Genomic DNA, 23,444 nt, shown 5'->3' on the forward strand with positions numbered 1-23,444 from the left:
CCCTCGGCCAGGTTGCAAGTGGAGAAAACCTACTCGATTGCGCTCATTGCTAGCAATGGGAACCGCTCAGCCCCCTTATCCCCAACATCTGTCGGTTCGACTCCGGGCCGTTGGTGCTAATCTTTGTGGGCCCTCATGACCGCCACCGCGCCCCTTTCCAGCAGCGTCGCTCCCTCGGCCGCCTTTCTCGGCGTCGAGCGCTCCTTCTCGGGCAAGCGCTGGCGGGCGCGGCTCGGCGACGAGCGCCAGGGGCTCATGCTGGCGCAGCGCCACAGCCTGCCGGAGATCGTGGGCCGCGTGCTGGCGGCGCGCGGGATCGGGCCGGACGAGGTGGCGGGCTTCCTCGAGCCTCGGCTGCGCGACCAGCTGCCGGACCCGTCTCGGCTCAAGGACATGGACCGCGCCGTGGCGCGGCTGGTGCAGGCGCTGGTGCAAGGCCAGCGCATCGCCGTGTTCGGCGATTACGACGTCGACGGCGCGACTTCCTCGGCGCTGCTCCAGCGTTTCTTCGCCGCGATCGGCCATCCGATCGACCGCTATATTCCCGACCGCCTGACGGAAGGTTACGGGCCCAACCTGCCGGCGCTGCTGAAGCTCAAGGAGCGCGGCATCGATCTGGTGATCACGGTCGATTGCGGCGTCACCGCCTATGAGCCGCTCGAAGGCGCCGCCGCGGCCGGGCTCGAGACCATCGTCATCGATCATCACAAGGCCGAGCCGAAACTCCCGGCGGTGGTGGCCGTGGTCGATCCCAACCGGCTCGACGAACCGGCGGGGCTGGGGCAGCTCGCCGCGGTCGGCGTCGCCTTTCTGCTTGTGGTCGCGCTCAACCGCGCACTCCGGGCCGCGAGCTGGTACGGCGCGAGCCGGCCTGAGCCCGACCTGCTGCAATGGCTCGACCTGGTGGCGCTCGGCACCGTCGCCGACGTGGTGCCGCTGATCGGGATCAATCGCGCGCTGGTCACGCAGGGCATCAAGGTGCTGGGCAAGCGCGCCAATGCCGGCCTCGCGGCGCTCTCCGACGTGGCGCGGCTCGACGGGGCGCCGACGGCTTATCATCTGGGGTTCCTGCTGGGCCCGCGCGTCAATGCAGGCGGGCGCGTGGCCAAGGCCGATCTCGGCGCGCGGCTGCTGGCGACCGAGGACGCCGCGGAGGCGAGATCGCTCGCGGCCGAGCTCGACGGCTTCAACCGCGAACGCCAGCAGATCGAGGCGATCGTGCTGGAGCAGGCGATCGCGGCGGTCGAGGCGGGCGACGGCCGCAGCGGCGATCTGGTCTTCTGCGCCTCCGCCGGCTGGCATGCGGGCGTCATCGGCATCGTCGCGAGCCGGCTCAAGGACCGCTACAACCGGCCGACCTTCGTGATCTCGCTCGAGGGCGGCATCGGCAAGGGCTCGGGCCGCTCCATCGCCGGCGTCGATCTGGGCTCGGCCGTGCTGGCCGCGCGCCAGGCGGGGCTGCTGATCAATGGCGGCGGCCATGCCATGGCGGCGGGACTGACGGTCGAAGAGTCGAAGATCGGGGCGTTGCGCGATTTCATCGCCGGCCGCGTCGCCGATCATGTCCGCGAGGGCGGGCTGGTGCCGGAGCTGGGGCTCGACGGCGCGCTGCAACCGGGGGCCGCAACGGTCGATCTGATGAACATGCTGGAGCGCCTCGCGCCCTTCGGCAGCGGCAATGCCGAGCCGCGTTTCGCGCTGCCGGCGGTGCGGGTGGTGAAGGCCGATCCCGTCGGTGAGAACCATCTGCGCTGCATCCTCGCCGGCGGCGGCAACGGGCGGCTCAAGGGCATTGCCTTTCGCGTGCGCGACAGCGAGCTCGGCCGCGCGCTGGCGCAGACCGGCGGCCCGGCCATGCACATCGCCGGCCATCTGCGCCCGGACCGCTGGCAGGGGCGGGACGACGTCCAGTTCGTGATCGAGGACGCAGCACCGGCGCAGTGACTGCGCAGGTTGAGAGAGCGCAGATGATTCAAGAAATACTCACCCCCTTCCCTTGCGGGAGGGGGTAGGGGGAGGGGAGCCGCCGCACTCTGCGCTGCAGAGTTCGTCGATCGCCCCCCACCCTAACCCTCCCCCTCAAGGGGGGAGGGGATAAACCTCAATAGGCGCGGGATTTCTTCCCGGCCTTACTTTGCCGCGACCACCATGATCTCGACCAGATATTCGGGGCCCGCGAGGCGCGCCTCGACGGTGGCGCGGGCGGGCGGGTTGCCCTTGGAGACCCAGCCGTCCCACACCTTGTTCATCTCGTCGTAATAGCGGATGTCGGAGAGCCAGATGTTGCATTTCAGGATCTTCGACTTGTCCGAGCCGGCCTGCTTCAGCAGCTTGTCGATGCTCTTCAGGATCTGCTGCGTCTGCTTGGCCGCTGACGGCACCGGCTTGTCGGCGACCTGGCCCGCCAGATAGACCGTGTCGCCATGGACGACCGCATCGCTGAGGCGCGCGCCGACGCCGATCCGCTGAATCTTGCTCATTCTCTGATGTCCCCTCTGGGATGAATTGGGTTGCGAGACAGCGCCCCGCGCGATCCGCGGCGGCGCTCCGCCGGCCGATCCGCCAGGACGAGGGCGGCGCCCGTAACGGTGCCCGACCCCTGCGAAATCCTAAGGATGCCAACCGGCAAGGCGCGGGATTATGCCGAAGGGCGCGCGCGACGGGTAGCGGCAAAAGCGCGGGCCACGGGTTCCGTCGCAAGCAAAGCGTCTCAGCCCTTCAACTCCACCCAGATCGGCTGATGGTCCGACCCGGTCGCTTCGGCATCGATGCGGGCGCCGATCAGGCGGGGCACCCAGGCCAGCGGCAGGAAGCAATAGTCGATGCGCTGGTCCCATTCGGCGAGCTGGGCCGGATTGCGGCGATAGGTGATGCCGCGCCGGGCCTGATGGCCGGCGGCGATCCAGCTGTCGACGAAGGCGTGATGGTCGCCGGCGGTATCGGGAAGGGAACGCGCCGTTCTCGTGCCCCGCGTCACCGCGACATATTCGGCCGAGCCGGGCTCGGCATTGAAATCGCCCAGCAGCATCGCCTCGGCGGGGAGAGGCGGCGGATTCTCGGTCTGCCAGTGAGCCGGATCGGCCTCGCTGCCGTTCCACACGCCGCCCTCTCGGGAGGAGTGGCGCAGCAATCCCATGAGATGCTCGATCTGCAGCAGCCGCTCCTCGACCGAGGCGTCGCTCAGATGGATGTTGAAAAGGCGCAGAGGGCCGCCGGGCGCGGCGATGATGGTCTCGAGCGCGCCGGTCACCATGTTGAAGCGCCGCCCGGTATCGAGCTTCGGCAGGATATGGGCGCGCGCCGCGAGGATGGGCCAGCGGCTCAGCGTCATCTGGCCGAATTGCCGGCGCCGGTTGATCAGCCGGCCGAGTTCGTCGGTGGCGCTGGCATCGACATCGAACGGGCTGCCATAGGCGGCGTAGCGGTCCGGCAGCAGCTCCTGGATCAGGGCCGGCTGGTCGACCATGCCGGACCGATGCCAGTTCCGCTCGACCTCCTGGAGACAGATGACGTCCGCGTCGCGCACGGCGCTCAAGACGCGCGCCATGTCGTATCGGCCATCCTGGCCCAGCGAGTATTGGATGTTGTAGCTGGCGACGCGCATGGGTCAGGGCTTCCGGTGCGAGGCGTTCATCGCGGGCCTTTGGCCGTGAAGTGCTGCGGAAAGACGAGAGCCAGCTGCGCGCGCGCGGCAAGCCGGGCCTGCTCGACCGTCAGCGGTTTCGGCGCGACAGTCATGTCGATCCACAAGCCGCCCAGCAGCGTGTCGATCAGTCGTGCGGCCACGACCGGATCATGGTCCGGATAATGACCCTCCGCGACGATCCGGCGGCAGAGCTCGGTCGTCAGCTCGAGGAAATGAAGGGCCTGCGGCGCGAACAGCGCGACATAGGCGCGGCGGGCCTCGGTTTCCGTCCAGAAGGTCTTCCAGGCCGCGAAATGGCGCGGCGGGAAGCTCTCGTCGGCGAACTCGGCCTCGACCAGGCTCCAGAGCAGGTCCGCAGGGCCGCCGCGGGTGCCGAACTGGCTGGCGTGGAGCGCGCCGTAATAGCTCTGACCGAGCCGCTTCAGCACTTCCGTCAGCAGCCGTTCCTTGCCCTTGAAATGGACGATGATGAGAGCGGTCGAGACCCCGGCCGCCTGCGCCACCCGGGCCAGGGTGAAGGCCGCATAGCCTTGCTCGGCCAGCACGGCGATGCTGGCTTCGACGATCTCCTGTTTCCGGTCGAGCGGGGCTTTGCGCGTGCGGGCCTTGTGCGTCGCCGCCGTCTGCCGGAGCGGGATGCGGGCCCGCGCTTTGCGTCCAGTACTTTGTCGGGGTCGTGGGGGCGCCATCGGCACTCGCTTTTCGTTCGGCCGGACCGTTCCTCGGTCCGGCTCGCCCGATATCATGATCGCTACTAACAGCGCATTTATTAAAGCAACGATCAACGGCTGATGTATCGGATCGTTGATATCGCCATATTGGGGATAAATTGCAGCTATGGGCATCCATTTCATCCCACCGCCCATAAGAATGGCGATATTATTAATCGGTATTTTATTAATGATATTTGCAACGGGGTGCCGTCTCGCTGGGCGGTGCGCTTCGAAAAGGTCGCCTCGAAGCTGTTGAGGGGGCAGTGCCCTCGATGGCATCATCTCGTGGCTGTTCTCCTCGAGATTTTCGCCTCTACCCCGAGGTGGCCCGATGGCTGTCAGCTTTTCGGACGTGCAACTCGCCTTCGATTTCGTCAGCTCCGGTGGCATGGGCGAGAATCAAGCCCTTCTCGACAGGCACTCGGGCAAGATTCATTGGCATCCCGAGGTCTTGGGCGAGGGTGTCCTGGAGGAACTGCCCGACGACATCGACGACGAGAAATATATCGAGATACCCCACAGGAACGAGCTCGATCTCGGCAGACCGCTCGTCATGGGTTTCGTTGGGGAGTTCTTGCCCGAAGACTACGACGACGTCCGCCGATTCTTCGGAAAACGTGGCGCCTACCGCCGCTTCAAGGATCTGGCGGCGCGAAGGGGCGTCATCGATCGTTGGCATGATTTCTCTGCCAAGGCCGAGGAGGTCGCGTTGCGGGCGTGGTGCGAGGAGAATTCGATCGAGCTCGGCGGCTAACACGAGCTCGATCGCTGACCGCCGTGGCGTTCCCATGCCTTTCCCGAGCGGCCTTGCTCACCCTTCCGTTGCCTGTGGCGATCGGGCAAAATCTCGTCGCATTGTGGATGGGGCAAAGGTCTCGCAGCTTCGCCTCGTGCGATGCTAGACAAGGACAGGTTGGCCATCGGAGCCTTGCCCATGACCATCGACGATATCATCCGCGACTTCGCGACGACCGGCAGCACGCTGCCGCGTTCCTCCATGCAGTGGGCGTTGGAGAACTGGGATGACGCCTATCCGCGCTTCGCCGGGTTGCTGGAGGCCTATGTGGGCGGGACTGACCGCTCCGAGGAAGCGGAGCGTGCGCTTCTCTTCGTGATCTATCTCCTGGCCGAGAAAGACGAGAAACGGGCCTTCCGCGCGCTCTGCTCGCTCATCCGCGAGGCCGAGGCCATCGAGACGATACTGGACGACGGGATCACGGAGGATATGGAGGCCATTCTCATCTCTATGTTCGATGGGAGCGAGCAGGTCTTGAACGCGGTGATCGAGGATGTCGATGCCGACGAGTTCGTTCGGGCGGGGGCGCTGCTGGCCAGGGCCTATCTCACCCGAACGGGCCATTTCACCGACGACGAGATGCGCGCCTATCTCCAGCATCTCTTCGACGAGATGGAACCTCGGGGTCCCTGCTATGTCTGGGCCGGCTGGCTCGATGCTGTTTCGCTCCTGGGCTATGGCGACCTCGCGGCGCGAGCCGAGGAGCTTTGCAGGCTCGAATTCGTCGAGCCGGGCATCATGAACGTCAACGATTTCCGCGGGAGTTTGCGCCGCACGCTCGGCGACCCTGAGCGGATGGCGGGCTTCGAACATCGCCGTATCGCGCCATATACCGACGCTATCGGCTCGCTGTCGCGCTGGTACTGTTTCTCCGGCCAGTACAAGGCCGATCAGGCTCGTTATGCACGCGAGGGCGACGACGATGAGGAGTTCGGGGATATCGATCTCGGCGCCGATCTGCCGCAGCTCGATATCCTGGTGCCTCGGATCAACCCGCTGCGGCATGTCGGCCGTAACGACCTTTGCCCTTGCGGCAGTGGCAAGAAATTCAAGAAATGCTGCCTCTCGGGGCCCGGAACGACTCCATGAAGGGGTGCCCGCGCTGGCACGGGCGGGCGCGGAGATGGGGGCCTTACCCGGCGGGAATGGTTGATTTTTGAGCCTCAACCCGCTACAGGATCGCGGCGTTCCGCCAGGACACGCGCCCGGGGTCGCCACGGCCCCCGGCATGGCCGCAAGGTCCCCATCGTCTAGAGGCCTAGGACACCGCCCTTTCACGGCGGTAACAGGGGTTCGAATCCCCTTGGGGACGCCAGCATCTTAGAAAGCTCACTAACACAAGCAATTCAAGGGCTTCCGGGGAGCTGCGTTTGAGCGTACCACACACGCCAGCCACACACGCCTTTAGACCTCCGAGGGACTTCCTGTTGACTTGGTGCCCGCGGGGGGCTGGGAAGGCGCTTGCGGCTGCTGACCTTGCCTAGCCGTCTCCTTCACGGCAGCCGCCTCGGTGATTGCCTTCATACGCTGAGCCCGCTGGTGGCGGCTGACGTACCACTCCGCGAACAGCTGTTCGACTAGCTCGATGAGCAAGTTGGCCTCGTCCTCGTCAACATCAATTACCAAGTTGATGTCGCTCTCCATGTGCGCGCCGATGTTGCCGATCTTTCTGACCGCGTCGATTGCCGCCCAAACCTCCGGCGCGACGACGCCATGCAATGCCTCAATGGCATCGACCAACCTGCGCTTTTCAATTCCGTGGAAGTCCCGGATCATCCCTTGAAGGCAACGGCGCGCTAAAGTGGCTGCCGCCTTTGGGCTCAGCGCTGCAATCTTGCACGCCTCCTCATAGTCTTGTCGCAGAGCCAGCGGAATGTACTCCGGCTGTGGGCGCGCTCTAGATGACGGGCGAAGGCTCCAATGGCCCAGCACGGCTGTTAGCTTTTCTGGATTAACCGTGTTGTCGGCCGTCCACCAATCTGCGGACAGACTCAATTCCTGGCACGCGGGATTGGAACAAAGATGCTGAGTGATTATCAGTCTTGTCGTGCCGTGGCGGCTCTCAAAGCACGATACATTATCAAAGTGAACGTTAGTGCCGCGGTGCGCCGTGAAATGCCCGCAGTAGGGGCACTGGCGTGATAGAGACTGGACCACAGACTGCTCCTGGCTAGTTTGCCAAACGATACCAGCTAGCTCCGTACACTCAAACAACTCCTCATTGCTGTGCGTCACACGCGCACCCCGGCGCCTTGTGACACGTCTTCGACCTGCTGATGCACGAGTTACCGCACGCTTTCCCCGTGGTGCAGACCTTGCGGCACTGCTGAGTTGCATCTTGGGGGATCGGTGTCTGCGGTCCTGAGGTTGTCGTCTCGCCTCGCTCTTGTGCCCGCCAGTCCCACGGCGCGGTGAACGTTCCCGCCCATATCCCGAGCCCGGCAGCGTGCGCGGCTTCCTCTTGTGGAACATAGTCTGTCGAGTAGTGGCGGTACGCGAGCGCCCACCCCTGGCTAACCATCCAGGCGTTTAGGTCTTCGCTGCCGAGATAGCAGACTGCGACCGTGCGGCCGTAGCGGTCGGTGTCTCGCGGGTCGCAGGTGACGGGGCTTGACCCGACATGGTCAGCCAGAGCGAAGGCCGCTTTCTGTCCGCAACGGTATTGCTGGCCCTGTGCTTCGCAGAGTTGCCGACTTTCGGGTGCATCAATGCCGAATAGGCGGATGCGCGTCCCGTGAATTTCGAGGGTGTCCCCATCGACCACCGAGGAAACGCCGGTGATCCCTCCTCCAGCCAATGATGGAGAAGTCGCCAGCAAAAACCCGGCGATCAGGACTATAATTGCGCGACTCATATATGTATATTACAACCAAGAGGGGATCGCGCAACACGTTAATGACTCAACAGTCCGCGCGGTTGGGAAGGATCACAGAACACAGCGGTTAAGGGGTGTTCTATTTTTACAAGAGGGCAGGTGAAACATGCCAATTCGCAAATGGAGTGCTGTAGCTCTGTTGGTAGCGGCTGCCATACTGACACGAGCGACCGAAGCCGACGCGCAAGATATTCCCTGTATGAAAGGGAAAACCATCGTCCTAGACGGCACCTGCTGGAACAACCTTTCTCCCGATCAGAGGACCAGCGCCATGTTTGGCATGTTTGCCGGCATAAGCACCCGCTCTTGGGCAGTTCGACTGCAAGGAAATCGTGTAAGTGACATCCCGCGAGGTTGGACGGTTATGCCGAGCAGCACAACGGTGGGAGATGTAGAGAGCTACTTCGATCAACTCTATAGGACGCCAGCCAATCGCGAGATCAAATGGGAGTGGGCTTACATTTTGGCTGGGATGAACGCGCGAGACGACGATAGCAATGACAGTCGCTCTCTATTGAAGTTTCTTCGTGAACACGGCGATGTTCCCACATCGGGCAATCTGGTTGGAGCGACAGGCCCAGATACAATTGTGGTGCGCACGGACAAAGGAGACTTTGAAGTCAAATTGGAGGGAGTCACAGCTGACGGGCTCACTCCTCAACAGAAGGCAACGGCCACGGCCTTTTTGAAAGGCCTGAGCCAGTCAGACTCCTTCATTAACGCGATCTATAAAGGTCGAGCGGTTTGCAAACCACCGGAAGGGGCCAATGTTACGCTGAATTACGGCACGCAGATATTCTCGGACGACAATCAGCTGTCCGCAACGGTCACGCTGCTTAACTTTGATGAGCTTTGCATGGGCAACCAGCCAGTTACATTGGAGTACCTTGCAAAGGCGGGAGGATTTGCTGATCCTTCAACGGAGATATCGCTCAATGCGCTCGTTTTATCCATCGGTTTGGCTCTTCCTGACACTCAAGCCGATCCAAAATGGCCGGAGGCAATTGTGAGAGATAGAGACCTTTCCAGCGTGTCGGAGAGAGCAAAGGAAGCGGAGCGGTACATCTTTGGGCCTGGCCGCAATGGCCTGATCGATCAGGTTGTGAATATCGGCCTTAAAGCGACAAACTAGTGTAAGCGTCTCACGCGATGTGATCGGGAAAGATCAGCGTGTAGTCCTCAGCTGACCAACGCCCCACCCTCAGGACCCTCCGTCACGATTGTTCTACTGGCTGCACTCCACAGAGTGCACGCGTTCGAGTCGTGAGGTTGGCCCAGAGAGTGGGGCGCCGCGGTGGTCAGTTATCGAACCCCCTCACTGGAACCCGCAGTCGCCATATCGGGTCATGATTGGCGAACCGCAGGTACACAGCCGGTGCTCCCATGTAGGTCGTCTCAATGCGTTCGGTGACGGCGCCCCACTCAGGTGGTGGAACGAACGTCATACGGTACGCATCGCCTACAGGCTGGTTCTTGGCTCGGTCATGAGCTGCGCTGGCTTCACGCTGGAATGAGGCGAAGTCCTGCGCGGCCTGAGACGCGAACCGCGCAAGGTCTCTGTCACTCACCCTCGCCTCTCTCTGTTGCGCCGCCAGCGTTCCAGCGCAAGGCGGTTCTCCTCATTGGTGACCTTGACGGCATTGGCGCCGAAGATGAACCCCTGCCGTTGGCTATAGACCCACGCATCCCTCGACATCGTGACGGATGCCGGGGCCTGAGAGTGCTTGCGCCACTCGGATAGTAGAGCCTGTTCCCGGTGGCCGGTGGGCGAGAGAACGCCAGGACGTGCAGCGATCATCGGCGACCGCGCCGCGAGACGGTGACGAAACCGGACAGGACCGCAGATTTAAAGTCCACCTCCCCTTGAGGTGTCTTTAGGATGATCCGATCACCCGCCTGGTAGGCACTCACGCCCGGCGGAAATTCCGCGTTGAGCACCAAGTGGGGCGCGTGGATGGGCAGGGCCGCGATGTAGTCCTGAGCGAGCGCCTTGAAACCGGCTCCCCGGTCGTCAGACGCGATTGCCCACATAGCCTTTTTCAGGTCGTTGGGCTTGTTGGCCCGAGCCCACTCCGCGACAGCTTGAAGGTCCACTGGCGCGACCTGTGCAACGGCCCTCGCAGCCTGTTCGCCGAACTTGCCGACGAGCGCCTCGACCATGCCGGCTGCCTTGTCGGGCTCGATGTGCATTGAGCTTGCGATGTGCTCCAGGGTGGCAGGGGTTATGCCGTCGCCTTCGATCAATTGGCGCATCGCTGCCAATCGGTCACCCTCGCGCGTGCCGTTGATGATCGTTTGCGCCAGCTTCTGGCCTTCGCTGTCGATATCCTCTCCGGCATCAACACGCGGGGCGGCCGGCTGCTGCTGTTGCTGTTTGTCGAACTGGTCGAACGCATTCTTCGGCGGTTCGACAATGCGGCCATCCGGGGTCTTGATCAGATCCCCCGTGCGCAGAAGCGCCTTGACCTGAAATTCGCCACCTCCTGGCAGCCGAACCACGCTGTTCTCGTCGATTTCGTGGCGACCGAGCGGGCGACCGGAAGTTGTCCGGGCGTTGTCGAGCCAATGCGAACCTTGAGCGGGCGCGTCAGTGGACTTCGCGACGTTGGCGACCGTCTCCTGAGTCACCTTGCCGTCTTTCACGGTCACGCGATGAACATCGCCTACCCACTTACCCGAGGCGCCGCCGGACTGCGATTGCTCCGACTGCTCGGGCCGTCTCGCGCCGACTTGGTATCGCGACACGCCACCGGGCAAAATTTCGATTTGCCCGCTGTCGTCGCTGCTGTTGCTGTTCTGGATTTCCAGGCTGTTACTCATTCGTTGGTTTTCCTTCATTGGTGCCGGCCCCTTGCCCACTGGCGAGGCTGGCAGTGCCGGCGAGGATCATGGTTAGAGCGGTTGGAACGGGGTTGGAGGCGTTGACCTTGGCGACGAGCTTTCGCGCGACCGAAAGGGCCACGACGCCAACGTGTCTGTTGAGCGCCTCGCTCAGAAGGTCGCGAACGCCAGACGTTATGCGGTCGTGCCTTCGGTACTCGTGGCATCCACGGTGCATGGTGGTGATACGCTCCGCACGAGCGAGGCGCAGGACGCGGATGGCGAGTTGGTGGTTGAAGTGGCGGTCACTGCGGAAGACCTGGGGCGACCATTCCCGGTAGGCGCAAATCCCGATAGCAATGGCCAGCATCTCGACCGGGGAGACTTCCTGTCGCCGCAGCTTGACGAGCCAAGTCAACAGACGGTCGTGGGCGGTTGACTTACGAGTGATCTCGGCCGGTGCGGCGCCACTCGCATAGACAAGCGCCTCTAGCCAACTCAGCGCTTTTGCAATGCGGGGGTGGTCTTGGTGCCTGTCGAGGTAGCGCCGAGCGCCTTTGACGAACGGCTCAAACTCTCGTCGTCGAATGGTGCGGCCGAGAGGGTGACCGGTCTCCTGTGCTCTGCGGTCGTGCGCTTCGCACCATTTGCCAAAGTGTTGCCGAGGTAAGTGGCAGCCTGAGACCTCACACGTCCGCGCCTTCGCTGCACATTCCGCCAACCGCTGGCGGATGGGCGTCGTCATCTTTCGAGCTTGGCGACCTTGCAGCGTGTCGCGCCGGGATGTTCAGCCTCGACCGCTGCAATCGCCGCGACGAACCGGTCGAGTAGGTGGGGCCGATGTTTCAAGCCCCTCAGCTTCATCAACACCTTTCCGGCCCTGTCGAGTTGGCGGGCGGCTGCTTCGCCCTCGGGAGACACGGGCTTGTTGTCGGTCATGGTCATTTCCTTTGCATAGTTACGGATCGGGGAGAGCGGGCAGGGGATCACCAAAGAGGGGGCGGATGGGTTCCGCTTCACTGTCCGCCTCGGGCAGCTGGTTCAGGACCTTTGCAAGGGCGACGTGTTTGCTCTCGCCGATACGGTCGAGGGATTCATTGGTGACCTTGTTGTCGGTGAGGAACTGGCGAGCCACGTTGATCATGGCCGCCTTGTGGTCTTCCTTTTCGGGAGACTCCAAGGACTGGGCGATGGCTTCGGCTGTGGCCCTCCAGATGCGCTCTAGGAGTGCCTCTCGGGCAGCCCGGCCAGTTAAAGGGGCGTCGGTACCTTGGCTGTTGCCAAGGCTGGTCCCTTGGCTTTCGCCAAGGCTGGTCCCTTGGCTTTCGCCAAGGCTGGTCGCGCCCTCCCCAGCCGGGGGTGGCGTTTCGGTCATGGTGTGTAGGTTTCCTGCTGTTGGGGGACCCGCCGTCACAACGGCAGGTGCACGGAATGTGACAAGGCGGGGGTAAGGGGCCTGTCGATCGACAGGGCCAGGTGGGGGCGGGGAAGGGGGCGACCCCCGAAGGGTGTATTTTGGGAGCACCCCCTTTGCTCATCTCCCTGAAAAGAACCCCTCCTGGGGATTTCCTATCAGGTGCGGTGCTTTTCCTCAGGTAGAACACCCCCGACATGGGGACGCTCAAACTGAACCGCTCCTGAGGGATTTCTTATCAGGGACGGTTCAGTTGCTGGTTAGAAGATGCGGACAAGGGAGTTACCCTCTACGCGCCACGGCGACAGCTGCAAGGCTGCGTCCCTTGCGCGCCTGAACGACTGGTTCGGGACTCCCTCTAAGCCGGTCGCCTTCTTCAACTGCCGGACGGACACCTTGCTGGTCCCTTCCGGTAGCCGACCAAGGAACTCCGCGATGGTGGCCGCGGTCGTGTTCTCCTTGGCACCCCGGAAGGTGGCAGTTACCGACCGCCAGGGCTCGACCTTCACCCCAGGCATTACTTCCCTGAGGGTCTCGACAATCACCGGGTCAGCGTGCATGAGCCACAGCGTCATTGCCTCAGCATAGCCATTGACTGCTGTCCGGCAGGATCCCCGAGACGCCGCTTGATAGGCACAGTGCGCGGCCTCGGTCTGGATCAAGGCGCGGATGCGGTCGTTGTCGATGTTGACCCGGATGTTGCGGGTCTCCCCGACAAAGGCTGCGGCGACGTCTTCCTCTGCCCTCAGGAGCACGCCAGCAAGGATCACATGCTTGCAGTGGGAGTAGTGATTGCTGCTGGTCTCCTGGCCCCAGGTCAGGACGGTAATGCGGTCTCGCTGCGCTCCGCTGTGGTCTGTGACCTTCGCGGCCGTGTCGATCCCGGCATCTTCCAAGTCCGACAGGAGCACTGAAGCCATAGACCGCTTGTCCCTGGGTCGTGGCTTGTAGGTGAACACTAGGACCGCTTCATTCTCAGGGATGTTGCGGATCACCTCGACTAGCTCGCGAGAGACCGAGCGTTCCTCGCCTCGCTTGGTCTTGAGCAAGTCGCGGGTCATCTCGGTTCGGCTTCCCGACCGCTTCATGTACATGATGGTCGTTCGGTCAAAGCGCTTGATGCGAGAGAGGTTGATCCCGAGACCGGCAATGAGGGGGTGGTCTCGCTCCGCATCAATGACACCTTCAGTGGACCGAACAAGCTCACGGATGGGGTGAGAGGCGTCCAGAATGACGATGTTCTCTATGTCGTCGGGAACGGCCAGCCGATACGACAGCACCCCACCTAACTTGGTGGGAATGTAGCGGATGGGCTCATTCACATAGTCGAGAAGGCGGGCGACGGTCTCGTATCGGCTCCCGATCAAGCCGCGGAATTTCTCCATGTAGTCGGCTGACAGGTTCGGGAAGCGAAAGACCGCTTCTTGTTCGCCATTCTCCTGTAGCTCCTCCATCTTGGCGTGGCAGAGACCAATGCAACTGTCGAGGTAGTCGGCAAGGTCTGCCATCTCAGGCTTGTATCGGGCGACACGTTGGAGGGCGCCCGCGTCTTCATCAAGAGAGCACAGGGCAACGCCACTGGAGTCCGAGACGAATAGGCTTTCATCCCAGATCAGCAGATCACGGCGCATGTAGTCGGCAACGGCGCCATTCTGTCCGCGGACCCGAGCGTGGCTCACCAAGAGGATGGGGCGGTCGTGTCCCTCTGATGGCTCACTCGCGTAGTCGTCCTTGGCAACCTCACCGGCTGCGATCTTGGCGGCAATCTTGGGGTCATAGCGCTTGCTGTGGATCAACCCGACATGTTCGGGGCTGACACCTTCCGCGATCATGGCGCGCTTCAACTCGCACAGCGCCTCGACCTTGGAGGCAGACACGGCAATGGTCTTGTTGCCGATCAGGTGTTGCACGTCTTCCATGGCCGCGCACAGGGCGACAATGGCAGTGGTCTTGCCCATGCCTGTCGGTAGTCCGAAGGCGAGGCGCCCGCGGTCGGTGCCTTCTAGGCGGGCGACCATGGACACGATAAGTGCCCACAGAGCGTTGTGGTGTTCCGCGCTCAGGCGGTTGCCGTGGCGCTCGAGGATGGACCGAAGGCGCCACATTGCGGTGACGCGAAGGTGTTCCCAGGTGTTGTCAGCGGTGGGGATAGCCAAGGGGCTACGCATTGGGCGGGTCTAGGCTCCTCTGTTCTGCAGTGGTGTCGTGGTCAGTGGACGTGCTTCATGAGCGCCGCCACTTCGGCCGCTTCCTCCTCCGGGCTCTCCGCAGCGTCGAGACGGGCCATGAGCACCTCAAGCGCGCGGCGAACGATGATCGAGGCTGAGACCGCCCGGCCACCGATGCGTGCCAGCCGGGTCCGCGCGGCGACCAAGGCAATGTCGGCCGCAGGGTCGAGAGTGAAGTGATGGATGGTGTAGTTGCGGGTGCGCTTCCGCGAACCGATGCGGGCAGCGTTGCAGCTGATAGTCAGAGGGTTGTCCATGGGTGGTCCTTGAGTGGGGTTTGAGGTGGGCGTGAAGGTCCGGCCCTGGCTGTCGCCAAGGTTGCCTTGTCGGATTAGGAAAAAGGGGGAGACGGCCGCAGGGAGGGCCGTCCTGGGGTCGGGGAATCAAAGAGCGAAACGAGCGGCCAACTTTCGGCCGAAACGGGCCGCCGCCGGTTTGTCTATGGTCGAGGGTGCAAGGTAATGCGCGGCGCCTTCCTTCAGTCAAAGGTGCGCCCTAATCGACGCCTCGCCGCAACACGCGCCGCAACACCGGCCGGAAACTGGCGGGATCACCGGAGGCGCAGGGGATTTGTGATCCCTAGACCACCGCATTGGATCGAGGGCCGCGCTTAACCCACCGCGTTGCGTTTTCTCTCAAGTCGAAGGTGTTGCCTAATCCCCGGCGCGGTGTGTCTGAGTCGAGGATCGGCACTAATTGCCCTCGGTCTGGCTAGGTCGAGGATCAGCACTAATCGACGCCGCTCCAGCGCCACAGCGGACTCCCCAGGAAGCAAGAAGGGCGGCCCCCTTTGTTTGGAGACCGCCCCGAGCGAGACGCGCGCCAGTGACTCTCTAATGGACTCCTAGGCAGCCCTCTCAGCGGCCAGCACTGCGGCCGGTGTCCAAATCACGTCCCACCGGCCGGCCCACAGGAGCCACTCACCGCGCTCCCTGGCCCAGGACAGGAAGGGACTGGGTCGGCGCTGGCCTCGGTGCCCAACGAACAGGGCGCCGAGGAACGGAAGCTTGAGGTAGACGGAACGGGTGAACATGGCGAGACCCTCCTGTGGTCGATTGCTGGCCGCAGAGTTGCGACCGAGGGTCTCCCATATGAGTCATTCGGATTCGGCCGTCAACGAATACACAGGTGGATAGGATCTCACCCCAGGCGCGCTGCGGCTCTCCGCACTGCCGTTGCTGTCCATGATCCGCCCCGAGGCGAACGCACATGGTCATCATTGAGCCGGCGGGCGATGGCGTTGAGCGACAGCCCTTGGGCAATGTGGCCCCGCAGGTAGTCCGCCACGTCCGCCAGGCGCTCGGCCGCCTTCGCTTGGGCCGCCGCGACACCATCCCGCTGCCACCGCTTGATGTTCGGCGCGCCCTTGCGGCGCCCGCCTAGCTTTGTGCCGCGCCGCTTCGCTGCGGCCAGGGCCGCCTTGGTGCGAACTGAGATGGCTTCGCGCTCGTGCTGTGCGACCACGGCCATGACGCCAACCGTCATCGTGTTGGCCTCGGGCAGATCGGCCGCGACGAACGCAACCCCGCTGTCCCGCAGGGTCATGAGGAACGCGACGTTGCGTGACAGGCGGTCCAACTTGGCGACCACAAGAGTTGCGCCTGTCGCCCGACAGCGCTTCACAGCCTTGTCTAGCTCGGGGCGCGTGTTGACCTTACCGGACTCCACCTCGACGTACTCGGGCGCAATGATGCGACCGCTGCGGCTGGCGACGAACCGTTGCACGGCCTCCCGCTGTGCCTCCATGCCCAGCCCCGAGCGGCCCTGGCGCGCGGTCGAGACGCGGAGGTAGGCAACGTATTTCCCTGCTTCCTGGCTCATTGTGTCGTTCCTCTCAACGAACGTTGTCAGGAATGACATAGGCGGCCAGGAGTCGGCAGTCAAGGTGCTGTGGTTCGGATCGACCGGCGCAAGGGCACGGGCTCGCGCGCTCGACCGCGTTGCACCGGCAGTTCACGCGCAGGGATCGAGCGAGTCACGTGGTGCGGTGCTGGCCGTGGCCACCATGCGCCCACGCTGCGAGACGAGAGGCACCCCACGGGGGGAAGCGCCGGCCCGAGGGAACACGTATAGGCTCTCAGATTTTTTCGACCGAACTTTGGGGCGCCACGATAGAGGCCACTGAGGTTGTCGTTAGGGTGGAGTTGGGTGGTGCGTTGAGGGGGCCACGGGGGTAAGGCGCGCCTTCTCTATTAGTGATGGGCTCAAAGATTTTTCTCCACAAACTCCCAACCCATACGCGCCAAACACCAAACGATTTCAGAGATTTAGTAGGAGTCCCTCGATCCAGAGTTGCACTGAAGCCGCCCCAATGATAGAACACAACCAGAACCAAAGCCCGGGCCTTCAACGGAAAATTCAACATTTAGTGCGCAGGGGTCTTGAAAACAGCAAGTGTTGCGGCCAAGTGCCGCAGACCGAGGCAACGCAGCTAGAGAGGACGCATGACTACCAAAAAGAGTGGGGGCACTCCGCCCCCTATCCGCCCGGGCCAGAAGGTTCCGGATTCCGGCATTTACAGCGACGGTGCGAAGCGGGCGACCATGGTTCGGGGCGAGCCCGCGCCTCCCACCAGCGATCCCGGCCGCAAGTGGCGGCAGGTCGTCGATACCAACCCGAAAGACCGCAAGTAACCGCGCAGCCCGTGTCGGCAAGGTGATCGTTAAATCGCATGGCTGATGATGGGCGAAACAATCGCGGGCGCTTTCCGACTCCCCCGTCTCAATTACAGAGAGACCTATTTCTCGCCTTCGTAGAGAAGACGGGGGAGCCGGAAAAATATGCGCTGCTGTCAACAACCGCGCCGGACAAGACGGCGACAGGGCATCGGCTTGTGTGCCCGTTCTATGTGCCCCGCGCCAAGCGCCCCAACCATGATTACATCCCGTGCTCGGCATGTGCGGGGCGCAAAAAATATTGCTACGGCTATCTCGTGTGGTGCCCTGATGGCGAAATTAGAATTGTCGGTAGTTGCTGCGGTCCTGAATATTTCGGGATCGAGAAGTTTCGGCAAATGGAGGCTGTCGCCAAAGAGGAAAGGCTAGAGCTGGAGAATCAGTATTTCCTAATCGACAACCTTGAACGCGTGCCGGACATGATTGCCGCCATTAAGCGGCTTGCTCCTGTCTGTGAAAAATATCTCATGGTGAGGGACGCACTAAACACGCGTCTACCATCCTTCGCAGCTTTGCTAAAGAACACTCAGAAGGATCAAGGTGGAATGTTGACCGTCGTTCGGCGAAAGAGCGGGACTCTTTCAGATGGGCCGAGTGGGTTTCGCGGCGACGATGGCGGACAGCAGAGCAAGTATGAAAGTGAGCAGGTCGCGCCGATAGTGGCAGCAGGATTTTTGAAGGAACGCTTTTACCCTGAGAAAGAGCTGGCTTGCGTCATCAAAGACCTTGAGTCCTTAGCTGTGCCCGATGCCTTAGATGCAGTAAGCGGTATGCCTCGGCACGAACTTAAAGCGCGAACCCAGCTTTTTAAAAAGTGCGTGTCACGCGGCAACGAATTGAGGGAGCAGCTTTTGCATCTCAGTGGTTTCTTTTCCGACGAACAGTTGCGCGGTTGGACCACGTGGGGCCAACATCCGGATAATGAAAGACGGCTGAATATCGCGGTGAGCGATCAAGAGATTCGGATTTCATATTCCTTTCGCGAAGTCTTGACGCTCAAAAAGGAATGGCTCTTGGCTCCGGCCGCTTTGTCGTCTTTTTCTCCTACATGAGTTGTGGCGAGCCGCATGAGCGTGTCGAAGTCTGAGCTACTTCAGGAAATCATCGGCCTCGCGGTGAGTGACAGAGAGTCATTGAGCGTCCTTCTGCGGAAGTGCCTCGTTTTAGCCGCCATGCTGAAAACTGATAAGCTGAAAGACTGGGCGCTGAAGGAGTTGAACGGCTATTCCGACACCGACGAGCTTCCTGAATACCGTGTCGCCAGCGTCTCTTCTAAGGGCCACTTCCGGGGGCCTTTTGGTGCAGCAATTATGAACCAACCGCTGCCGGCTTATATTCTGAAAGACGCACACAGAGATATCGCAAGAAAGCACTCGTTTTTTGATCCGATTGCCTCCTATGACGTTCTTATCCGAGGGCATAGGGAAGGGAAAAATGATGCAGCCTTACAGGCGCCGTGGCCGCCAGATTTAGTTGCGGTCTATCAGGACAAATTTCTTAAAGGCTATTTGCTCGCGTCAGCATGGCAGGACATTCCTCCAAGCGCTCTTGTCTCGCTTTGCGACACAATTCGAAACCGAGTGCTAGCATTTGCATTAGAGCTGCAGGACGAGCTTGGAGATTCGATTGATCAGGGTACAACTAGGTTGCCAAATGAAAGGATCAACCAGTACGTGACAAACCTTATCTATGGTGGGAACAACGTTTTTGCAGGTTCAGCAAAAGGCTTCGCCCAAATTGGCACCGTCAACGTTCATAAAGGCGACCTTGAGGGCCTCGCAAAGGTGTTGCAGGAAATCGGGATCGGGGACGGCGAGATACGGACGCTCACTGAGGCAATTGAACTAGATTCGAAGGACGGAAGCGCGACGGACATTGGAGAGCGAACCTCAACGTGGCTCGGCAGGATGGTTACGAGCGCGGGAAAGCAGGGTCTAAAGGTCGCGGGAGACGTGGCCTCTACCATAATTACTAGGGCATTAATGGGCTATTTGGGTATGCCCGTTTCATAGTCACCATAGAAAGCAACGTGCTTACTGATTACATCGCCGGCAGCTTGATTGCCTTCACAGCCGCTACAAGCTGCTCCTCACTCGGCCCCTTAGAATACCGCCCAAGCCCCTCTCCGGGGCGCTTATGACCAATCAAGGCATCTGCCACCCAGGGCATTACGTCAGCATGTTCCATGAGCGTCCGCGCTCGGTGGCGCCAGGAGTGATCCGCGACTAGGTGAGGATCGGTTAGCCCGATGCTCCGCAGCTTGCGACCAACGCGCTTGCTCAGGGCGCTCCCGTAGTCTCCGAACCTGTCGGGCTTCAATTCATGAAACAGCTTGGGTCCCCTGCCACCGGCAGGGCTGGCGTGACCCGCCGCTTTCCTGTCGAGCAACATCTTTCGCACCGAAGGGGCCACGACAGGCACACGGCGGGCGGCAGCTTTCGTCTTGCCCTCCCTTACCTCCAGCCACACCACCTTGCCATTAGCAGTCACGTCAGCTGGCTCTAGGCCGGTGATCTCCTCAAGGCGCATCCCCGTCACCGCGGCGACCGACACAACGTCGCGGTCTACACCGTCCAGGGCCGCCAAAAACCTGATGGCCTCCGCCTCGGTGAACGCGCGGCGGTCGCCATTGTCGCCCTTCACCGCGAGCCTCTGGTTGAGCCAGGGGTTGCCCTCGACGTGCCCACGGCGCTCAAGCCAGCGCCACAGGGCGGAGTAGGTCGAAATAATCCGGTTCGCGGTAGCGGCCTTCCTACCTTGCGCCAACACGTCAGTCACAAAGGCGCCGACAGTCTTGCGGTCCATCTCGCCGACCGTCTTGTGGCGTGCGGTGAGCACCGCAAGCGCGCGGCGATGCTGATAGGCGCCCTTCTCTGGGTAGCCCGCCTCGGCAAGCCACTTGTCCGCCATGTCTTCGATCATGACCGCGTCACCGGTCGCTACTGAGTAGAACAGGCCGGCCGCCTCAGTGCCGTGTTTCTTTTCGATCTCCTCTGCCCGGTCGCCGAGAAGCAGGGGGACGATTGGGCCAAGCTCGTCGTCGTAGTTGCCGCGCTCTATCTCCTCCGTGATGCTCTGGCGCCACCGCTGGGCCTCTGCGATCAAGGGGGAGTTGCCGTTGGCCTTCTCAATCTGGCGCTTCCAGAGGGCGACTAGGGGGAGGGCGCGGCGGCGCGCTACCGTCTCACTCTCGGTTTGGAGGGACTTGACGAAGCGGGGTTTGCCGACCGCCTCGCGGACGGCTTCGGGGATTTCAAGGACGGCGTACCAGCGACGGCGGCGTTTCTGAATGTAGGCGGGCATGTGGCGTTCCGAATGGGCGTCGACCACACACGATTACCACACACGCACCCCCTTGAGAATCCCAGGAATGGCGCGGTTCCTAGCGTTTTTCTGTTGCTGGGTTTTCCTTCCCCTTGGGGACGCCAGCCATATCAATGGTTTAGAGAATTCTCCCTTCGCGCTGCCCAAGATTTGTCCAATATTGCAGGTGCTATGTTGGGGCTGATGCTGCGCTGCCTATATAGGCCGCCAGAGTGCCGGAAGCGGTGCCGAATATTCTCCATTAGAGAATTTTTTGCTTGATGAGAGATTCTCTATTGGAGAAAATACCTTCGTGCAGTTGATTATTGCCCCCGCCGCCCTGAAGAGCCTCGGCCTCCTGCCGAAGAAAGACGCCTTGGCCCTTCTGGCGAAGCTCGAAGAAGTGGCGGCCGATCCCTTCGGCTCGCATCCTTGGGCTACACGCCTTCAGGGATCGCGCGGTTATCGATGGCGGCATGGCAGCTGGCGGGCGATTTACCGCATCGACACGGTCGAGCGAACGGTCGTCGTCGAGGCGGTCGGCAATCGAAAGGAGATTTATCGATGAGCGGAACGGCAAAGAAAAAGAGCGCTGAGGGTGCCGAGCTCGTGACCCTGCCCCGGGCGGAATATGAGGCGCTGCTGGCCCGCATCGAGGATGCCGAAGACGCGGCCGTCGTGGCCGCGGCCGAGTTGCGCGAGCGCGCGGTCGGCAAACAACGGGCGCGACGCGACCATCTCTCCAGCGAGATGGCCAAGCGTATGATCCTGGGCGAGAGCCCGGTGAGGATCTGGCGCGAGCATCGCGGCCTGAAGGCCCTGGCGCTGGCCGAGAAAGCAGGACTACCGGCCGGCTATCTCTCCGAGATCGAGACCGGCAAGAAGCCCGGCTCGCTCGATGCCATGAAGCGCATCGCCGACGCGCTCGAGGTGCCGCTCGATAATCTGGTGCGGACCGACGGGACGGCTGGCAAGCGAGGCCGGTGACGGCGCCAAGTTGCCGTCGATCGGCGTCCCGGTGTTCTCATCGAGAATCCCGGGGCCTTGCAGTCGGGGTCTGGCGATGGGTGCTTCGGCGTCCAATAATCCCACTGTCGCGCTCAGCCTCACGGCTGTAGTTGTGAAAGACCGCGCGCGGCCATCCGGCCGTCCACGGGCTCGCCCGTCGCCCGATCGCGTCGCCCTGGCGACGCGTCAGCGGGCACTGGAAAACGCGACATCGGAAGGGGGCGCCGGAAGCCGATGAAGACCTTCTTGATCAACATTCGTAATCTGGCGATCGCCGGTTTTTTCTTTCTGCTGCCCGTCGTCGTCGTCTTCGTCATCCTGACCAAGGCGTGGGTCGGGCTCACCTCGGTGGGCAAGAAAATCGCCCAGGTTTTCGGCCTGAATTCCTTCATCGGATTCGGCGGAACGACCGTGGCCACGGGGGTGCTTCTGATCGCGCTCTGCCTGCTGTGCGACCTGCTGATGCGTTACGCCTTCCTGGCGGCGTTCCGTCAGTCCGTGGAAGGGCTGCTCCTCGAATACCTGCCCGGCTATGACACCTACAAATCCATGGCCGAAGAGAAACTGCAGCACAAACAACGGATCCTCCCTTACGCGAGCGCCCTGATCAGGCGGCAGGATTACTGGCAGCCCGCTTACATCGTCGAGCCGGATGAAGATGGGGACTGCGTCCTGCTGGTTCCCGACATTCCCGACACGACCAAGGGAAGCCTGCTGATCGCGACGGTCGATCAGGTCAGGCTGCTGCCGCCGGTCCCCGCCAACGATCTCGATGCTTGCTTGAGAAGGTCGGGGAAGGGATTGTTGAGTGAGCTTCGCATTCACCGGCACTGATCGACCGCGCTCAAGGTCCCGCCGCCGCCTTGCCCGGACGTCCGTCAGATCATCCATTGTCAGGAACCCCATCATGACCCGTCACTCCGGCTCCCTCCGCAAGGTCTTGGCTGCCGCGATCGCCTTCGTCGCGTTCGGTCTGTTGGCGCAGGCCGACAGCTTCGCCGCGGCGCCGCAGGTGCGCACGCAGGCGCCGGGCTTCTACCGCCTGATGCTCGGCAGCTTCGAGATCACCGCGCTCAATGACGGCACCATCGATTTCCCGATGGATCAGCTCCTGCTGAATGCCAAGCCGGGCGAAGTGGAGGCGGCGTTCAAGAACGCCTATCTCAGGCTGCCGGCCGAGACCTCGGTCAACGCATTCCTGATCAACACCGCTACCAAGCTGATTCTGGTCGATACGGGGGCGGGGGCTCTCTACGGGCCGACCCTGGGCCATCTGCTCGACAATCTGCGTGCCGCCGGCTACCGACCGGAGGAGGTCGACACGATCCTGCTCACCCATCTCCATGGCGACCATGTCGGCGGGCTGTCGCTGAACGGGAAGATGGCCTTCCCCAACGCGACGCTCTATGTGAACCAGAAGGAAGTCAGCTACTGGCTCAATGAATCCAAGGAAGCCGGCGCGCCCGAGAGCCAGCAGGGGAATTTCAAGACCGCCCGGCAGACCATGGGCCTCTATCTCGCGGCCAACCGGATGAAGCCCTTCACCGGCGACACGCAGCTTTTCCCCGGCGTCAAGGCCGTGGACGCGCCGGGCCATTCTCCCGGCCACACGATGTATCAGATCGAAAGCGACGGGCAGAAGCTGCTGCTCTGGGGCGACCTGATCCATGCCGCCGCCGTGCAGTTCGCCGATCCCGGCGTGGCGATCCAATGGGACAGCGACCCGAAGCAGGCGGTGGCGACGCGCCAGCAGGTCCTCGCCGATGCCGCCAAGAACGGCTATTGGATCGCGGGCGCCCATCTGCCCTATCCGGCCTTCGGCCATGTCCGCGCCGACGGCAAGGGCTATGTCTTCATTCCGATCAACTACACCCAGAACCGGCAGGTGCATTGAGATCGAAACGAGGCGGCGGCCGCTCCCGGGTTGAGAGCGGCCGCCCTGGTCGAATGCCGCGCCAGAGGTTGA

General features: G+C 62.3%; 23 protein-coding genes and 1 tRNA gene. 11 read left to right on the forward strand and 13 right to left on the reverse strand.

Annotation, left to right across the window (positions count from 1 at the left end; translation table 11 throughout):
* Positions 1-135 precede the first annotated feature (135 nt).
* The gene (gene recJ, locus FRZ44_RS10520) at positions 136-1,944 is read left to right on the forward strand and encodes a single-stranded-DNA-specific exonuclease RecJ (RefSeq protein WP_151177137.1); all 1,809 of its coding nucleotides are present in this window, start codon (positions 136-138) and stop codon (positions 1,942-1,944) included.
* Between the two features lie 185 nt (positions 1,945-2,129).
* On the opposite strand, the gene FRZ44_RS10525 is transcribed toward recJ, so the two are convergent.
* The 3 genes from FRZ44_RS10525 to FRZ44_RS27005 form a co-directional block, all read right to left on the reverse strand.
* Positions 2,130-2,480 (reverse strand): RidA family protein, encoded by a 351-nt coding sequence (locus FRZ44_RS10525; protein WP_151177138.1) that lies wholly within the window; start codon positions 2,478-2,480, stop codon positions 2,130-2,132.
* Between the two features lie 230 nt (positions 2,481-2,710).
* Positions 2,711-3,604 carry an endonuclease/exonuclease/phosphatase family protein gene (locus FRZ44_RS10530; RefSeq protein ID WP_151177139.1) on the reverse strand — a complete coding sequence of 298 codons (894 nt, stop codon included), beginning with the start codon at positions 3,602-3,604 and terminating at the stop codon, positions 2,711-2,713.
* Positions 3,605-3,630: 26 nt separating this feature from the next.
* Complete coding sequence (locus tag FRZ44_RS27005; RefSeq protein ID WP_191908525.1) at positions 3,631-4,335, reverse strand: TetR/AcrR family transcriptional regulator; 705 nt, start codon at positions 4,333-4,335, stop codon at positions 3,631-3,633.
* 376 nt (positions 4,336-4,711) lie between these two features.
* Here FRZ44_RS27005 and FRZ44_RS10540 point away from each other — a divergent pair, with 376 nt between their 5' ends.
* The 3 genes from FRZ44_RS10540 (at position 4,712) to FRZ44_RS10550 (ending at position 6,470) form a co-directional block, all read left to right on the forward strand.
* The gene (locus FRZ44_RS10540; protein WP_225308645.1) at positions 4,712-5,113 is read left to right on the forward strand and encodes a hypothetical protein; all 402 of its coding nucleotides are present in this window, start codon (positions 4,712-4,714) and stop codon (positions 5,111-5,113) included.
* 180 nt (positions 5,114-5,293) lie between these two features.
* Positions 5,294-6,244, forward strand: coding sequence for a DUF1186 domain-containing protein (locus tag FRZ44_RS10545; RefSeq protein WP_191908526.1), 951 nt, complete (start codon positions 5,294-5,296; stop codon positions 6,242-6,244).
* A gap of 150 nt (positions 6,245-6,394) precedes the next feature.
* Positions 6,395-6,470 (forward strand) — tRNA-Glu (locus FRZ44_RS10550).
* Between the two features lie 89 nt (positions 6,471-6,559).
* Here FRZ44_RS10550 and FRZ44_RS10555 read toward each other — a convergent pair.
* Both FRZ44_RS10555 and FRZ44_RS10560 read right to left on the reverse strand, forming a co-directional pair.
* Positions 6,560-7,390, reverse strand: a complete 831-nt coding sequence (locus FRZ44_RS10555) for a DUF4145 domain-containing protein (RefSeq protein ID WP_191908527.1) — start codon at positions 7,388-7,390, stop codon at positions 6,560-6,562.
* On the reverse strand, positions 7,374-8,009 hold the full coding sequence (locus FRZ44_RS10560; RefSeq protein ID WP_151177144.1) for a thermonuclease family protein: 636 nt from the start codon (positions 8,007-8,009) through the stop codon (positions 7,374-7,376). Before FRZ44_RS10560 ends, FRZ44_RS10555 begins: the two co-directional genes overlap by 17 nt.
* Positions 8,010-8,136: 127 nt before the next feature.
* Here FRZ44_RS10560 and FRZ44_RS10565 point away from each other — a divergent pair, with 127 nt between their 5' ends.
* A complete protein-coding gene (locus FRZ44_RS10565) occupies positions 8,137-9,162 on the forward strand; it encodes a hypothetical protein (RefSeq protein WP_151177145.1) in 1,026 nt (341 codons plus the stop codon).
* A 662-nt stretch (positions 9,163-9,824) separates the two neighbouring features.
* Here the strand turns inward: FRZ44_RS10565 and FRZ44_RS10570 are convergent.
* The 7 genes from FRZ44_RS10570 to FRZ44_RS10600 all read right to left on the reverse strand — a co-directional run bounded on the left by FRZ44_RS10570 (position 9,825) and on the right by FRZ44_RS10600 (position 16,313).
* Positions 9,825-10,850: a hypothetical protein gene (locus FRZ44_RS10570; RefSeq protein WP_151177146.1), complete on the reverse strand. Its 1,026-nt coding sequence runs from the start codon at positions 10,848-10,850 to the stop codon at positions 9,825-9,827.
* Positions 10,843-11,595, reverse strand: coding sequence for a hypothetical protein (locus FRZ44_RS10575; RefSeq protein WP_151177147.1), 753 nt, complete (start codon positions 11,593-11,595; stop codon positions 10,843-10,845). Before FRZ44_RS10575 ends, FRZ44_RS10570 begins: the two co-directional genes overlap by 8 nt.
* The gene (locus tag FRZ44_RS10580; protein WP_151177148.1) at positions 11,592-11,789 is read right to left on the reverse strand and encodes a hypothetical protein; all 198 of its coding nucleotides are present in this window, start codon (positions 11,787-11,789) and stop codon (positions 11,592-11,594) included. Before FRZ44_RS10580 ends, FRZ44_RS10575 begins: the two co-directional genes overlap by 4 nt.
* A 19-nt stretch (positions 11,790-11,808) precedes the next feature.
* Positions 11,809-12,225 carry a hypothetical protein gene (locus tag FRZ44_RS10585; RefSeq protein ID WP_151177149.1) on the reverse strand — a complete coding sequence of 139 codons (417 nt, stop codon included), beginning with the start codon at positions 12,223-12,225 and terminating at the stop codon, positions 11,809-11,811.
* A gap of 299 nt (positions 12,226-12,524) precedes the next feature.
* Positions 12,525-14,432, reverse strand: a complete 1,908-nt coding sequence (locus FRZ44_RS10590) for a hypothetical protein (protein WP_151177150.1) — start codon at positions 14,430-14,432, stop codon at positions 12,525-12,527.
* A 41-nt stretch (positions 14,433-14,473) separates the two neighbouring features.
* Complete coding sequence (locus FRZ44_RS10595) at positions 14,474-14,749, reverse strand: hypothetical protein (protein ID WP_151177151.1); 276 nt, start codon at positions 14,747-14,749, stop codon at positions 14,474-14,476.
* A gap of 883 nt (positions 14,750-15,632) precedes the next feature.
* Positions 15,633-16,313, reverse strand: a complete 681-nt coding sequence (locus FRZ44_RS10600) for a recombinase family protein (protein WP_151177152.1) — start codon at positions 16,311-16,313, stop codon at positions 15,633-15,635.
* Positions 16,314-17,163: 850 nt separating this feature from the next.
* Here FRZ44_RS10600 and FRZ44_RS10605 point away from each other — a divergent pair.
* Both FRZ44_RS10605 and FRZ44_RS10610 read left to right on the forward strand, forming a co-directional pair.
* Positions 17,164-18,219: a hypothetical protein gene (locus tag FRZ44_RS10605; protein WP_151177153.1), complete on the forward strand. Its 1,056-nt coding sequence runs from the start codon at positions 17,164-17,166 to the stop codon at positions 18,217-18,219.
* A gap of 15 nt (positions 18,220-18,234) precedes the next feature.
* Positions 18,235-19,179 carry an AbiTii domain-containing protein gene (locus FRZ44_RS10610; RefSeq protein ID WP_151177154.1) on the forward strand — a complete coding sequence of 315 codons (945 nt, stop codon included), beginning with the start codon at positions 18,235-18,237 and terminating at the stop codon, positions 19,177-19,179.
* Between the two features lie 28 nt (positions 19,180-19,207).
* Here FRZ44_RS10610 and FRZ44_RS10615 read toward each other — a convergent pair whose 3' ends face one another.
* The gene (locus tag FRZ44_RS10615) at positions 19,208-20,470 is read right to left on the reverse strand and encodes a DUF6538 domain-containing protein (protein WP_151177155.1); all 1,263 of its coding nucleotides are present in this window, start codon (positions 20,468-20,470) and stop codon (positions 19,208-19,210) included.
* A 274-nt stretch (positions 20,471-20,744) separates the two neighbouring features.
* Between FRZ44_RS10615 and FRZ44_RS10620 the strand changes: the two genes are divergently transcribed.
* The 4 genes from FRZ44_RS10620 to FRZ44_RS10635 all read left to right on the forward strand — a co-directional run bounded on the left by FRZ44_RS10620 (position 20,745) and on the right by FRZ44_RS10635 (position 23,372).
* Positions 20,745-21,038 carry a type II toxin-antitoxin system RelE family toxin gene (locus tag FRZ44_RS10620; RefSeq protein ID WP_225308646.1) on the forward strand — a complete coding sequence of 98 codons (294 nt, stop codon included), beginning with the start codon at positions 20,745-20,747 and terminating at the stop codon, positions 21,036-21,038.
* Positions 21,035-21,457: a helix-turn-helix domain-containing protein gene (locus tag FRZ44_RS10625; RefSeq protein ID WP_151177156.1), complete on the forward strand. Its 423-nt coding sequence runs from the start codon at positions 21,035-21,037 to the stop codon at positions 21,455-21,457. The genes FRZ44_RS10620 and FRZ44_RS10625 overlap by 4 nt, the downstream gene beginning before the upstream one ends.
* A gap of 255 nt (positions 21,458-21,712) precedes the next feature.
* Positions 21,713-22,312: a hypothetical protein gene (locus FRZ44_RS10630; protein WP_151177157.1), complete on the forward strand. Its 600-nt coding sequence runs from the start codon at positions 21,713-21,715 to the stop codon at positions 22,310-22,312.
* A 73-nt stretch (positions 22,313-22,385) separates the two neighbouring features.
* On the forward strand, positions 22,386-23,372 hold the full coding sequence (locus FRZ44_RS10635) for an MBL fold metallo-hydrolase (protein ID WP_151177158.1): 987 nt from the start codon (positions 22,386-22,388) through the stop codon (positions 23,370-23,372).
* Positions 23,373-23,444 lie beyond the last annotated feature (72 nt).

The organism is Hypericibacter terrae (genome assembly GCF_008728855.1).
In the GTDB taxonomy this organism is placed as follows: Bacteria; Pseudomonadota; Alphaproteobacteria; order Dongiales; family Dongiaceae; genus Hypericibacter; species Hypericibacter terrae.